We start from the raw sequence: 13,392 nt of genomic DNA, 5'->3' as shown, positions 1-13,392 counted from the left end.
TCGGTAGGCTGGCGGGATGACCGACCCCGCCGTCCCGGCCGTCTCCTCCCCCGCATCCGACTCCCCCTCCACCCCGCCTGTCGCGGAGCAGCGACCGATCGAGCGCACCTTCCACGGCGACATGTTCGTGGACCGCTACGAGTGGCTGCGCGACAAGGACGACGCGCGGGTCATCGCGCACCTCGAGGCCGAGAACGCCTACACCGAGGGGAAGACGGCCCATCTGGAGCCGCTGCGCGAGCGGATCTTCACGGAGATCAAGGACCGCACGCAGGAGACCGACCTCTCCGTCCCCGTCCGCGAGGGCGACTGGTGGTACTACGCCCGCACCGTCGAGGGGTCGCAGTACGCGATCCGCTGCCGCCGTCCCGTCGCCGGTCCCGACGACTGGACCCCGCCCGCCGTCGAGCCCGCCGCCGACGGCGCCGCGATCCCCGGCGAGCAGGTGCTCCTCGACTCCAACGCCGAAGCGGACGGCCACGAGTTCTTCTCGCTCGGCGCGTTCGAGGTGAGCCCCGACGGGTCGCTGCTCGCGTACTCGACCGACGTCGAGGGCGACGAGCGGTTCACGCTCCGGATCCGCGACCTCGCGACGGGCGAGGACCTCGCCGACGAGATCCCCGGCACCAGCCACGGCGCCACCTTCTCGGCCCACGGCGACCACCTCTTCTACGTGACGGTCGACGACGCCTGGCGCCCCGACACCGTGTGGCGCCACCGCGTCGGGACGCCCGCGTCCCAGGACGTGAAGGTGTTCACCGAGCCCGACGAGAGCTACTTCGTCGGCTTCGGCATGACCCGCAGCCGCCAGTACCTCACCGTGTACGTCGGCTCGAAGATCACGACCGAGGTGCTGCTGCTCGACGCCGGGGATCCCACGGGCGAGTTCCGCTCCGTGTGGCCGCGCCGCCACGGCGTGGAGTACGACGTCGACCACGCGGTCATCGACGGGAGCGACCGGCTCCTCATCCTGCACAACGACGGCGCCACGAACTTCGAGCTCGTCGACGTGCCGGCCGACGACCCGACCTCCGCGACCGACCGCCAGGTCGTCATCCCCCACGACGACGAGGTGCGCCTCGAGGACGCCAGCGCCTTCGCCGACCACCTCGTCGTCTCGTACCGCCGCGAGGGCCTGACCCGCGTCGGCGTGATCCCCTTCGACCGCGTCCTCGACGGCGAGCAGCTGCACGAGATCGCGTTCGACGAGCCGATCTACACGGTCGGCACGGCGAGCAACCCCGAGTTCGCGCAGCCCACCGTGCGCCTCGGCTACACGAGCCTCGCGACCCCGGCGACCACCTTCGACTACGTGCTCGCGACGCGGGAGCTGCGCCTCCTCAAGCAGCAGCCCGTGCGAGGCGGATACGACCCCGACGACTACGTGCAGACCCGCGAGTGGGCGACCGCGGAGGACGGCACGGAGATCCCGCTCTCGGTCGTCTACAAGCGCGGCCTCGTGCACCCGGGCACGCCCGCGCCGCTCCTGCTGTACGGCTACGGCTCGTACGAGACGAGCATCGACCCGTCGTTCTCCATCGCCCGGCTGTCGCTGCTCGACCGGGGCATGGCGTTCGTCATCGCGCACGTGCGCGGCGGCGGCGAGATGGGCCGGCGCTGGTACGACGAGGGCAAGACGCTCACCAAGCGCAACACGTTCACCGACTTCGTGGCGGCGGCCGACCACCTCATCGCCCGCGGGTGGACGAGCCCGGAGGAGCTCGTCGCCGAGGGCCGCAGCGCCGGCGGCCTGCTGATGGGCGCGGTCGCGAACATCGCGCCCGACCGCTTCGCCGGGATCCTCGCGGGCGTGCCGTTCGTCGACGCCCTCACGAGCATCCTAGACCCGTCGCTGCCGCTCACCGTGATCGAGTGGGACGAGTGGGGCGACCCGCTGCACGACCCCGAGGTCTACGCCTACATGAAGTCGTACACGCCCTACGAGAACGTGCGCGAGGGCGTCCAGTACCCGCGGATCCTCGCGGTCACGAGCCTCAACGACACGCGCGTGCTCTACGTCGAGCCCGCCAAGTGGACGGCCCGCCTCCGCGAGGTCGGGGCGCCCGTGCTGCTGCGCACCGAGATGCAGGCTGGCCACGGCGGCAAGTCGGGTCGCTACGACGCGTGGCGCGAGCGCGCCTTCGACTACGCGTGGGTGCTGGACGTGGCGGGGCTCGCCTAGCGCGCCACGACGGCACCGCCGCCGGCCGTCCTGGCAGGTGCGACGCGTCTGGCCCTAGGGTGGATCCCTGACACGGGGTGCCCACGAGGGCTGAGATGAGACCCGTCGCACCTGATCCGGTTCGCACCGGCGGAGGGATGTCATCATGAGCGCTGCGCGCCCATCGGCCCACGAGATCACCGGGGCGGAGGCCGGACCGTCGTCGGCCGACCTCCTCCGCCTGCTGCGGGAGCGCGCTCCGCTCGTGCAGTGCATCACCAACGCGGTCGTCACCGGCTTCACCGCGAACGTCCTCCTCGCGCTGGGCGCCGCGCCCGCGATGACGGACGTGCCGACCGAGGCGGGGCCGTTCGCGCGGATCGCGTCGGGCCTGCTCGTCAACCTCGGCACGCCGCACGCGGAGCAGCGGAAGGCGGCGGTCGAGGCCGCGCACGCGGCGCGGGAGGCGGGCACGCCGTGGGTGCTGGATCCCGTCGCGGTCGGCGCCCTGCCGGTGCGGACGCGGCTCGCCCACGAGCTCGTGGCGCTGTCGCCGACGATCGTGCGCGGCAACGCGTCGGAGGTCATCGCGCTGGCGACCGGCGGCGCGGGCGGGCGCGGCGTCGACGCGACCGACGAGGTGGAGGCGGCGCTCGACGCCGCGACCCTGCTGGCGGGGACGTACGGCACGGTGGTCGCGGTGTCCGGGCCGGTCGACCACATCACCGACGGGACGCGGATCGTGCGCGTGGCCACGGGCGATGCCCTGCTCACGAAGGTGACGGGCGGCGGCTGCGCGCTCGGCGCGGTGATGGCGGCGTTCGCGTCGCTGGACCCGGATCCGCTGCGGGCCGCCGTCGCCGCGACGAGCGTCTACACGATCGCGGCCGAGATCGCCGCGGAGGGGGCGCGCGGACCCGGCTCGTTCGCGGTCGCGCTGCTCGACGCGCTCGACGCCGTCACGCCCGAGCTCGTCGCCCGCCGCGAGCGCCTCGCGTGAGCGGCCTCGACCTCTCCGTCTACCTCGTCACCGACCCCGCGCTGTGCGGGGCGCGCGGCGTGCCCGCGGTCGTCGCCGCGGCGGTCGCTGGCGGGGCGACGGCCGTGCAGATCCGCGACAAGCACGCGAGCGCGGCCGAGCTGCTGGCGACGGTCGTCGCGGCGGCGGGTGCCACCGACGCGCATGCCTCCGCGCATCCCGGCGCCCCGCGGCCGCTGCTGCTCGTCGACGACCGCGTCGACGTCGTCCTCGCGGCGCTCGCCCGCGGCGTGCGCGTGGACGGCGTGCACGTCGGCCAGTCCGACGTCCCCGCCGACCTGGTGCGGCGGATGCTCGACGCCGCGAGCCCCGACCGCCGCCTCGTCGTCGGCCTCACCGCGAACACGCCCGCGCACGTCGAGGCGGTGCGGCGGCTCCCCGCGGGCACGGTCGACTACCTCGGAGTCGGCGTGATCCGCCCCACGAGCACCAAGCCCGACCACCCGGCGCCGCTCGGGCACGACGGGTTCGGGATCATCGCGGGGCTCTCCCCCGTGCCATGCGTCGCGATCGGCGGGGTGGACGTGCGCGACGTCGAGCCCATCGCGGCGGCGGGCGGCGCGGGGACGGCCGTCGTGTCGGCGGTGTGCGCGGAGGAGGATCCCGAGGCGGCGGCGCGCGAGCTCGCGGACGCGTGGGCGCGGGCGCGCTCCGCCGCGGTCGGCGACGCGACGGAGGACGAGATCGACGTCACCGCATCGCCCGAGGACCCCGCGATCCCGCGCCGCGCGGTCCCCCGCGTCCTCAGCATCGCGGGCACGGATCCCACGGGCGGCGCCGGCATCCAGGCCGACCTCAAGTCCATCGCCGCGAACGGCGGCTACGGCATGGCGGTCGTCACGGCGCTCGTCGCGCAGAACACGAGGGGCGTGCGCGAGATCCACGTGCCGCCCGTCGCGTTCCTGCGCGCGCAGCTCGACGCGGTCTCCGACGACGTCGCGATCGACGCCGTGAAGGTCGGCATGCTCGGATCCGCCGCCGTGGTCGACGAGGTCGCCGACTGGCTGCGCGCGGTGCGCCCGCCGGTCGTGGTGCTGGATCCGGTCATGGTCGCGCAGTCCGGCGACGCGCTCCTCGACGCCGACGCGACCGAGGCGCTCCGCCGCCTGCTGCCGCTCGCGGACGTCGTCACCCCGAACCTGCCCGAGCTCGCCGCGCTCCTCGGCGAGCGCGAGGCCGACGGCTGGGACGCCGCGCTCGCGCAGGGGCGGACGCTCGCCGCGCGGCCCGGCGTCCGCGTGATCGTGAAGGGCGGGCACCTGCGCGAGGACGACTGCCCGGACGCGCTCGTGACGCCGGGCGCGGACGGCGCGCAAGCCGCGGTGCACGTCGTCGACGGCCCGCGCGTCGCGACGACCAGCACGCACGGCACCGGCTGCTCCCTCTCCAGCGCGCTCGCGACGCTGCAGCCACGCCGCGGCGACTGGCTCGCCGCCCTCACGGAGGCGAAGGCCTGGCTCACCGGATCGCTCGCGCACGCGGAGGACCTCGAGGTCGGATCCGGCGCCGGCCCGCTCGACCACCTGCGCGCCCTGTGGGACGCCGCCGGCACGCACGCCGGGCCGGTCTCGGCGGAGATGTGGGCGGGATCGGCCGACCTCCGCCGCGAGATCGACGACCTCCCCTTCGTCCGCCGCCTCGGCGACGGCACCCTGCCGGAGGCGTGGTTCTCGCACTACCTCGCGCAGGACGCGATCTACCTCCGGGCCTACTCGCGGGTGCTCGCGCGGGCGAGCCAGCTCGCGCCGACGCCGGACGCGCAGGTCGCGTGGGCGCGCTCGGCTGCGGATGCGATCGCGGCGGAGTCGGCGCTGCACGAGGAGTGGCTGTCCCGGCATCCCGCGCCCGCGGTCGCCGGCCGGGTGACGCGCGCCTACGTGGACCACCTGCTCGCGCACGCGGCCGGCAGCGACTACGCGGTACTCGTCGCGGCGCTGCTGCCGTGCTTCACGATCTACGCGGACGTGGGCACCCGGCTCCGGGCGGCGGGATCCGCGGCGGCGGCCGCGGGCGACGCGCACCCGTACGCGGCGTGGCTGGCGACGTACGCGGATCCGGCGTTCGCCGCCGCCACGCGGCGCGCGTGCGAGCTGGTGGACGAGGCGGCGGTGATCGCGGGTCCGAGCCGGCGCGCGGCGATGCTCGAGGCATCGCTCGTCTCCGCTGCCTACGAGCGCGACTTCTTCCGCGCCCCGGAGGCGCTCGGCTGAGCCGCGCCGGCTGCCGGACCCGGGTCAGTCGAGCTGCGCCAGGCGCTGCAGCAGCAGGTCGCTCGTCTCGGCGAGCGTGCTCGACGCCCAGAGCAGCGCGACGATCGTGAGCGCGACCATCGTCCCGGCCGGGGCGCGCTTCACCAGGCGGTCGACCAGCAGCACCAGCACCGACGCGACCGCGACGACGGTCCCGGCGACCGAGGCGAACGCCATCCGCACGTAGGCGGTCGCGTCGGGCGACGTCCAGCTGTCCGCGGCTAGGGCGATCGCCGCGGGCACCAGGACCAGGCCGCACAGGAGGATCAGGGGCGCCGGCAGGAGACGCCCCCGCACGGGCGGACGGGCGTCGACATCGGGCGCGGTCATGGGGCCGAGCGTAGGGACATCGTCACGGCCGCACCAGCGATCGGCACGGACGGGGGCGCAGCTGAGTCCGCGGGGCGATCCCGTCCGCGCGTCGCGCGGAGGACGACCGCACCTGGGGACGCCCCGGCCCGCTCCCCGCGGCACCCGCGGGAGGATGCCCGTGCCCCGACGCGACCACCGCGCCGGGGCTCCCCGTTCCACGACCCGGGCACCCGCGTGCCCGACAGAGAGGACTCCGCATGCGCGTCCAGGCCGAGACCCCCGCCATCACCATGCCCGCCGACCAGGTCACGGGCGACGCCCGCCTCCGCTGGCTCTCCACCCCGCAGTCGCCCGAGCAGCGCGCGGTCGTCGCCGCCGTCGCCTTCGCCGCGGGCGCGCGCACCGTCTGGCACTCGCACGTCCTCGGCCAGACGCTGCACGTGACCTCCGGCATCGCCCGCGTGGGCACGCGCGGCGGCGAGGTGGTCGAGGTCGGGCCCGGCGGATCCGCGTACATCGCGGCCGGCGAGGAGCACTGGCACGGCGCCACGGCCCACGCGCCGATGGAGCACATCGCGGTGCTGGAGGACGGCGACGACCCCGTGGACGCGACCACCTGGGGCGCGCACGTGACCGACGAGGAGTTCCTGCGGCCCGCCGTCCCCGCGTCCGTCGCCGCGCCCGTCGCCACCCCGGCGGCGTCGCTCCCCGTGCCGCTCGGCGCGCCCGTGCTCGTGCACGCGCTCCGCTACACGGCGATGTACGGCGAGAAGCCGTTCGACGAGGCGCTGCTCGTGTACCTCGACAACGGTGCCTACAAGATCCTCTCGCCCGGCGAGGAGCACTTCGGCAGCTACGTCTCGGCGTCCGGGACGGGCGTCGCGCCGCGGCACGTCGCGTTCCTGTCCTGGCCGTCGGACGACTGGCACCGCAACGTCGCCAGCCACACGCTCACCTTCTCGGAGGACACGGGCGCCTTCATCCAGTCGCTCGTGCTCCCGGGCGACGCGGTGCCGCGCGCGCAACACGGCTTCGCCGAGGTGGTCCCGGATCCCGGGCTCGTCGACATGACGGCGTCGTGGGACGCGCTGCGGGTGACGCACGCGGCGGCGTTCGATCGCCTGGCGGAGCGCGTCCGGCGGCTCTGACGTCACGGGGCGGGCCGCGGCCCGCCCCGGCGCTACGCTCGACCCACCGCGACCGCCTCCTCCCTCCCCGCGAGGCGCGCGACCCGAGCCGAGCGCCCTCCCGGAGGCCAGGACCATGACCACGACCGCATCGCCGCGCACGCGCGCCCAGCGCCTCGACGCCCTCCCCTGGACCCGCGCGCACTCCCGCATCCTCGGCGGCAGCGGCGTCGGCTGGGCGCTCGACGCCATGGACGTCGGGCTCATCTCGTTCGTCATCGCCCAGCTCGCCGTGGTGTGGGAGGCGGACGCCGGGCAGCTCGGCCTCGTCGCCTCCGCCGGGTTCCTCGGGATGGCGATCGGCGCGAGCGTCGGCGGCCTGGTCGCCGACCGGATCGGCCGCCGTCAGGTGTTCGCGCTCACGCTGCTCGTCTACGGCGTGGCCACGGGCGTGTCGGCGCTCGCGATGTCGGTGGGCGCGCTCATCGCGCTGCGCTTCGTCGTGGGCCTCGGGCTCGGCGCCGAGCTGCCCGTCGCGTCGACGCTCGTGAGCGAGTTCTCCCCCGCCCGGATCCGGGGACGCGTCATCGTGATCCTCGAGTCGTCGTGGGCCGTCGGCTGGACCGCCGCGGCGCTCATCGGCTACCTCGTGATCCCCGCGAGCGACGACGGCTGGCGCTGGGCGCTCGCGCTCGGCGCCGTGCCCGCGGTGTGGGCGATCGTCGTGCGGCTGCGCCTGCCGGAGTCGGTGCGGTTCCTCGAGGCGAAGGGCCGGCACCGCGAGGCGGAGCGCGTGGTGCGCGACCTCGAGGTGGCGGCGGGGGCGGATCCGGCGACGGACGCTCCTGCGGCCGAGACGACGGCCGAGGCCCGGGCCGCGGACGCCGCCTCCGGCACCGCGACCGACGCCGATGCTGACGCCGCGCCCCGCGAGCGCCTCTTCGGCGCGCGCCTCCGCCGCCGCACGCTGTCCCTCTGGATCGTGTGGTTCTGCGTCAACTTCGCCTACTACGGCGCCTTCATCTGGCTGCCGACGCTGCTCGTCGCGCAGGGCTTCTCGCTCGTGCGGTCGTTCGAGTACACGCTGCTCATCACGCTCGCGCAGCTGCCCGGCTACGCGGTCTCGGCCTGGCTCGTGGAGCGCTGGGGCCGGCGGGTGACGCTCGCGGTCTTCCTCGCGGGATCCGCCGTGTCGGCCGGCCTCTTCGGCACCGCCGACTCGGTCACGACGATCCTCGTGTTCGGCGCCCTCATGTCGTTCTCGAACCTCGGCGCGTGGGGCGCGCTCTACGCCGTGACCCCGGAGCTGTACCCGACCCGGGTGCGCGCCACGGGCGCCGGCAGCGCGGCGGGCTTCGGGCGCCTCGCCTCGATCGTCGCGCCGCTGTGCGTGCCGCCGCTCCTCGCGCTCGGCGGCGTCGCGCTGCCGTTCGGCGTCTTCGCGACCGTCTTCGCGCTGGCCGCCGCCGCCGCGCTCACGCTGCCGGACCTCCGCGGCGCGGCCCTCGAGGACTGAGCGGGCGGTACGCTCGCCTGGACCCACCCGAGGAGCTGCCGTGATCCCCATGATCCTGATCTACGTGGTCATGGCGGCCGTCGTGGTCCTCATCGCCTTCGCCGTGATCGGCACCTCCCGCTCGAACCCCACCCAGGACGCGCAGGACGCCGTCGCCCGCGAGCGCCGCGCCGCCCGCACGGCCGAGCGCGCCCGCCGGAAGGCCGAGCGCGACTAGCGCCTCCCCCGACGCACGACGCCCCCGCGACCAGCAGGTCGCGGGGGCGTCGTCGTGGAGCGGGACACGGATCAGCCCGCCGCCAGCGCCTCCTCGAGGAGGTGCGACAGGGCGTCGAGCTGCACGGACGTGGATCCGGCCTCGTCGAAGTCCTCGCCGTCGAGCGCGCGCGCCGCGAGGCCCGCCTTGCTGTCGATGAGCTCCGCGATCTTCGCGTCGATCGTCTGCGCCGCGATGATCCGCCACGCGGTGACGGGCTCCTCCTGGCCGATGCGGTGCACGCGGTCGATGGCCTGCGTCTGCTCCGCGCTCGTCCAGCTGAGCTCGGCGAGCACCACGTTCGACGCGGCCTGCAGGTTGAGGCCGACGCCCGCCGCGGTGAGCGAGCAGACCACGACCTTGACGTCGGGGTCGTTCTGGAAGGCGTCGATCGCGTGCTGGCGCGCCGCCGGGGTCTGGTCGCCGCGGATCGAGACGCTCTTCAGCTCCCGCTTCGCGAACGTGGCCTCGGCCTGGTCCATCACGTCGACGTGCTTCGCGAAGAACACGACCTTGCCCACCGAGCGGGCGAGCTGGGCGGCGTAGTCGGCCGCGAGCACGGCCTTGGCCTGGCCGATGCGGCGGACCATGGTGAACACGTTCTCGCCGGTCTTCTGCGCCTTGGCCTCGTCGAGCTCGGACTGCGCCACGAGCCGCACGAGGCTCGCGCGCTCCGAGGCCGGTCCGTCGATGACGTCCGCGACGGTGGTGCCGCGGGCGCCGACGAGCGCCGTGAAGCGCTTGACGAGGCGGGCCGCGAGCTCGCGCTCGGCCTGGCGGATGGAGCGGCCCAGGTCGTCGTCGAGCTCGACCGGGAGGTCCGCGATGCGCTTGGACGGCAGGTCGGTCGCCACGTCGATCTTGCGGCGCCGCACGATGCCGAGGTCGATGACCGCGCGCCGGGCCTCGGCGAAGAAGCCGGGGTCGGCGGGCGTGAGGCCCGCCTCCTCCAGCTCGCCCATGAGCACCGACGTGGGCTTGTCGCCGTCGATCCAGCCGAGGAACTGCCAGATGGCGCGGAAGTCGTCGATGTCGTTGATGAGCGGCGTGCCCGTCAGCGCCATGAGCAGCGGCGCGGACTGGCGCTGGCGGATGCTCTCCGCGAGCGCGAGCACGAACTTCGAGCGCTGCGACTGCAGGTTCTTGATGAAGTGCGCCTCGTCGACGACCATGCCCCGGAAGCCGAGCGTGCGCAGCCAGCCGATGTGGCGGTCGAGCACCTCGTAGTTGACGATGACGACGTCGGCGAAGGCGTCGAGCCCCGCGCCGTCGCCGTGGATCACGGTGGCGCGGCGGTGCGGCGTCCACCGCTCGACCTCGCGCTTCCAGTTCATCTTCACGACGTTCGGGACGACGACGAGCAGCGGGTACGCGTCGGCGACGGACGCGGCGAGCAGCGCCTGCGCGGTCTTGCCGAGGCCGGGCTCGTCGGCGAGCAGGAACTCGCGGTGGCCGAGGCGCACGCTCTCGAGGAAGCGCGCCTGGTGGCGCATGAGCTCGAGGCCGTGCGGGGAGAGGCGGTCGATGCGGGGGCTCTCGGGCAGGTCCATGCTCGCGATGCCGCCGCCGGCGCCGTACTCGAACGACTTGAACAGCGGGCCGAGCAGCTCCCAGTTCGCCAGCAGGCGGGTGGGCGGCGCGGCGGGCGCGGGCCGGTCGAGGTCGGGCTCGAGGAACGGGTTCGCGAGCACGCGGGCCTTGACCGACGGCGGCACGACCTGGCGCTCGTGCAGCTTGGCGAGGGCGGGATCCTCGGGCTCGGGCTCCGGCTCCTCCTCCACGACCATCTCCACGCCGCCGTCGAACAGCATGTGCTTGCGCATGGCGCGGGCGGTCTCCGAGAGCTTGGCGTCGGGATCCAGCAGCGGCAGCACCGAGGTGTCGCGCGCGGCCGTGCGGGCCAGGATGCTCGCGATGCCGTCGAGGCGCTTCAGCGTCTCGGCGCGCTCGGGGTCGCTGAGCGGGGTGGCCGGGTCCTTCGCGTGCGTGCGCTCCTCGCGCATCAGCACCGCGATGACCTGGAACTTCGTGCGGTTGACGGGCTTGAGCTTGCCGCGCTGGGCGGCCTGCTCGATCTCGCGCACGGCGCGCGCGAGCACGGGGATGAGCCCCTCGTTGTCGATCGTGCGCGTGCGGGCGGAGGACCGCCGCTGGCCGGTGCGAGCCATGCAACTCCTTGTTCACTGCCGGGGCCAGGCGCTGCCTGCGCTCCCGGATCGGAAGGACTTCTCGCCCGTCGCGCACGGTGACGCGTGCGGTCGGACGGTGGCGAGGGGACCGGCCTCAAGCAACCGGGGTTCCGGGTCGGGGGTGGGATCTGGGTCCGCCGCCTGCGCCCGGCCGCCTCGGGGAGGACGGGCACAGGGAGGAGTTTACGGCACGCGGGAGCCGCTCCGCGCCCGCGGCCGGTCGGGCGCGGCGACCCCGGCCTAGGGTGGACGCATGACGGATCAGGCGACACCCGCAGGCAGCAACGAGGCGGGCGCTCCCGGCCGCTACGTCGAGGAGGGGGAGTTCACCCGCGACACGAACTACATCGAGGACCGGATCCTCCGCGACGGCTCCCAGGGCTGGCCCGTCGAGGCCGGCCGCTACCGCCTCGTCGCGGCGCGCGCGTGCCCGTGGGCGAACCGCTCGGTGATCGTGCGGCGCCTGCTCGGCCTCGAGGACGCGATCTCGCTCGGCCTCCCCGGCCCCACGCACGACGCCCGCAGCTGGACCTTCGACCTCGACCCCGACGGCCGCGACCCGGTGCTCGGCACCGAGCGCCTGCAGGAGTCGTTCTTCGCGCGCTTCCCCGATTACCCGCGCGGGATCACGGTGCCGGCGCTCGTCGACATCCCCTCCGGCCAGGTCGTCACGAACGACTACCCCCAGATCACGCTCGACCTCTCCACCGAGTGGACCGAGCACCACCGCGAGGGCGCGCCGGACCTCTATCCGGTCGCGCTGCGGGCCGAGATCGACGAGGTCGCCGACCTCGTCTTCCGCGACGTGAACAACGGCGTGTACCGCTGCGGCTTCGCGGGATCCCAGGAGGCGTACGAGAAGGCCTACGACCGGCTCTTCGGCCGCCTCGATTGGCTGAGCGACCGCCTCTCCACGCAGCGCTACCTCGTCGGAGACACGATCACCGAGGCCGACGTCCGCCTGTTCACGACGCTCGCGCGCTTCGACGCCGTCTACCACGGCCACTTCAAGTGCAACCGGCAGAAGCTCGACGAGATGCCCGTGCTGTGGGCGTACGCGCGCGACCTCTTCCAGACCCCCGGGTTCGGCGACACCATCGACTTCGTGCAGATCAAGCAGCACTACTACCTGACGCACACCGACATCAACCCGACCCGCGTCGTGCCCGTCGGCCCCGAGACCTGGGGCTGGCTCGAGCCGCACGGGCGCGAGGATCTCGGTGGCCGCCCGTTCGGCGACGGCACCCCTCCCGGCCCCGTCCGCGAGGGCGAGCGCGTGCCCGACGGCCACGGCGCGGTGCCGCGCGGCGGACGCGAGACGCGCCCGTCCGAGGCGCGCGCCTCGGTCTCCGGGACGCCCGTGCCCGGATCGGCCGACGCCGCACCCGCGGACCGCGCCTGATGGCGTCGCGCACCGAGGCCGCCCGCGTCACGCCGCGGCGCCGGCTGCTCGGCCTGGCGATCCGGCACGTCCCCGCGGTCGCGCGGTCCATGCGCGGCACGCCCGCGGCGGGCACGCGCGTCGTCCGGCGCTCCCCCGGCGAGCAGGGCCTCCCCCTGGACATCGCCGTGTGGACACCGCCCGGCCACGACCGCTCGGCGACCGGATCCCCCGTGCTCGTCGTCCTCGCCCGGCACGACGGCGACTGGCTGCCGTCCACGCTCGCGAAGGACCTCCGCGCGGTGGTCGTGACGATGGCGCCCGACGACGACGCGCAGGCGCTCCGCGGCCTCTCGTGGATCGCGTCGCACGCGGCCGGCTGGAACGGCACGCCGGAGCGGCTCGGGATCCTCGGCGACGGGCCGGGCGCCGACCGCGCGCTGCGGATCACCGCGCTCGCCCGCGACGGCGACGGACCCGCCGTGCTGCGCCTCGTGCTCGTCAGCCCGTCCGGCGAGGTGCCGAGCGCCGGATCCGCCGACCGCCAGGGCCACGGCCGCGACCGGCTGCCCGACATGCTCGTGCACGTGGGCGCCGCGGATCCCCGCATCGACCACGTCGCGGAGGGCGTCACGGCGCTGAAGGCGGCCGGCGCGAAGACCCGGCTCGTGCGGATCCCCCGCGCCGACCAGGGCTGGCTCGCCTACCCGGCGGCCGACCCGGCGCTCGCCCGCCGGTCGCTCGACGAGATCGTCGCCTACCTGCGGCGCGGGCTCACCGAGGAGCGCGCGTTCGGGGTCGGCCCGGCGTAGGGGCGTCCTCGACGGGCACCTTCACGAGGATGCCCGCGGCGATGAAGACGATCGCGGCCACGTACTGCAGCGACTGCCACGTGACGGCCTCGACGGGGATCACGGCGACGGGGTTCCACATCACGGCGACGGCCGCGAGCAGCGCGGCGCTCCACCAGCTGCGGGCGCGCACCGAGAACACGATCATGATGAGCGCGAGGATCGCGACCGCGAACCGCACGACCGTGAAGAGGTCGCCGTCGATCACCGCGAATCCGGCCAGCAGCACGATGGCGCCGAGGAGCCCGGGCGCGAGCGACGGACGGGTGAAGGCGGGGGCGTCGGGGGTGCGGGTCACCTCGACAGTCTGC

General features: G+C 74.8%; 11 protein-coding genes and 1 riboswitch. Of the genes, 8 read left to right on the top strand and 3 right to left on the bottom strand.

Annotated features, from left to right (window positions below):
- The first annotated feature begins 16 nt into the window (after positions 1 to 16).
- The 3 genes from FGI33_RS02565 to thiD all read left to right on the top strand — a co-directional run bounded on the left by FGI33_RS02565 (position 17) and on the right by thiD (position 5,410).
- On the top strand, positions 17 to 2,182 hold the full coding sequence (locus FGI33_RS02565) for a S9 family peptidase (RefSeq protein ID WP_119434476.1): 2,166 nt from the start codon (positions 17 to 19) through the stop codon (positions 2,180 to 2,182).
- Between the two features lie 63 nt (positions 2,183 to 2,245).
- Positions 2,246 to 2,337, top strand: a riboswitch (TPP riboswitch).
- Complete coding sequence (gene thiM, locus FGI33_RS02560) at positions 2,328 to 3,161, top strand: hydroxyethylthiazole kinase (protein WP_182623292.1); 834 nt, start codon at positions 2,328 to 2,330, stop codon at positions 3,159 to 3,161. It overlaps the preceding riboswitch by 10 nt.
- A complete protein-coding gene (gene thiD / locus FGI33_RS02555; RefSeq protein WP_237582212.1) occupies positions 3,158 to 5,410 on the top strand; it encodes a bifunctional hydroxymethylpyrimidine kinase/phosphomethylpyrimidine kinase in 2,253 nt (750 codons plus the stop codon). Before thiM ends, thiD begins: the two co-directional genes overlap by 4 nt.
- A 24-nt stretch (positions 5,411 to 5,434) precedes the next feature.
- Here thiD and FGI33_RS02550 read toward each other — a convergent pair whose 3' ends face one another.
- Positions 5,435 to 5,779: a hypothetical protein gene (locus tag FGI33_RS02550; RefSeq protein WP_119435462.1), complete on the bottom strand. Its 345-nt coding sequence runs from the start codon at positions 5,777 to 5,779 to the stop codon at positions 5,435 to 5,437.
- A gap of 239 nt (positions 5,780 to 6,018) precedes the next feature.
- Here FGI33_RS02550 and FGI33_RS02545 point away from each other — a divergent pair, with 239 nt between their 5' ends.
- The 3 genes from FGI33_RS02545 (at position 6,019) to FGI33_RS02535 (ending at position 8,621) form a co-directional block, all read left to right on the top strand.
- Complete coding sequence (locus FGI33_RS02545; RefSeq protein ID WP_119435463.1) at positions 6,019 to 6,909, top strand: cupin domain-containing protein; 891 nt, start codon at positions 6,019 to 6,021, stop codon at positions 6,907 to 6,909.
- Between the two features lie 115 nt (positions 6,910 to 7,024).
- Complete coding sequence (locus tag FGI33_RS02540; protein ID WP_237582210.1) at positions 7,025 to 8,404, top strand: MFS transporter; 1,380 nt, start codon at positions 7,025 to 7,027, stop codon at positions 8,402 to 8,404.
- Positions 8,405 to 8,444: 40 nt separating this feature from the next.
- A complete protein-coding gene (locus FGI33_RS02535) occupies positions 8,445 to 8,621 on the top strand; it encodes a hypothetical protein (RefSeq protein WP_182623337.1) in 177 nt (58 codons plus the stop codon).
- A gap of 71 nt (positions 8,622 to 8,692) precedes the next feature.
- Here FGI33_RS02535 and FGI33_RS02530 read toward each other — a convergent pair whose 3' ends face one another.
- A complete protein-coding gene (locus FGI33_RS02530) occupies positions 8,693 to 10,828 on the bottom strand; it encodes a DEAD/DEAH box helicase (protein ID WP_119435150.1) in 2,136 nt (711 codons plus the stop codon).
- A gap of 274 nt (positions 10,829 to 11,102) precedes the next feature.
- Between FGI33_RS02530 and FGI33_RS02525 the strand changes: the two genes are divergently transcribed.
- Together FGI33_RS02525 and FGI33_RS02520 are read left to right on the top strand one after the other, a co-directional pair.
- A complete protein-coding gene (locus FGI33_RS02525; RefSeq protein ID WP_237582209.1) occupies positions 11,103 to 12,251 on the top strand; it encodes a glutathione S-transferase family protein in 1,149 nt (382 codons plus the stop codon).
- Positions 12,251 to 13,042, top strand: coding sequence for an alpha/beta hydrolase (locus FGI33_RS02520; protein ID WP_237582208.1), 792 nt, complete (start codon positions 12,251 to 12,253; stop codon positions 13,040 to 13,042). Before FGI33_RS02525 ends, FGI33_RS02520 begins: the two co-directional genes overlap by 1 nt.
- Here the strand turns inward: FGI33_RS02520 and FGI33_RS02515 are convergent.
- The gene (locus FGI33_RS02515) at positions 13,005 to 13,379 is read right to left on the bottom strand and encodes a DUF6804 family protein (RefSeq protein ID WP_119435716.1); all 375 of its coding nucleotides are present in this window, start codon (positions 13,377 to 13,379) and stop codon (positions 13,005 to 13,007) included. The genes FGI33_RS02520 and FGI33_RS02515 overlap by 38 nt on opposite strands.
- Positions 13,380 to 13,392: the final 13 nt, after the last annotated feature.

Source organism: Clavibacter phaseoli (genome assembly GCF_021922925.1).
Lineage (GTDB): Bacteria > Actinomycetota > Actinomycetes > Actinomycetales > Microbacteriaceae > Clavibacter > Clavibacter phaseoli.
This window is presented reverse-complemented; position numbering and strand designations above follow the sequence as displayed.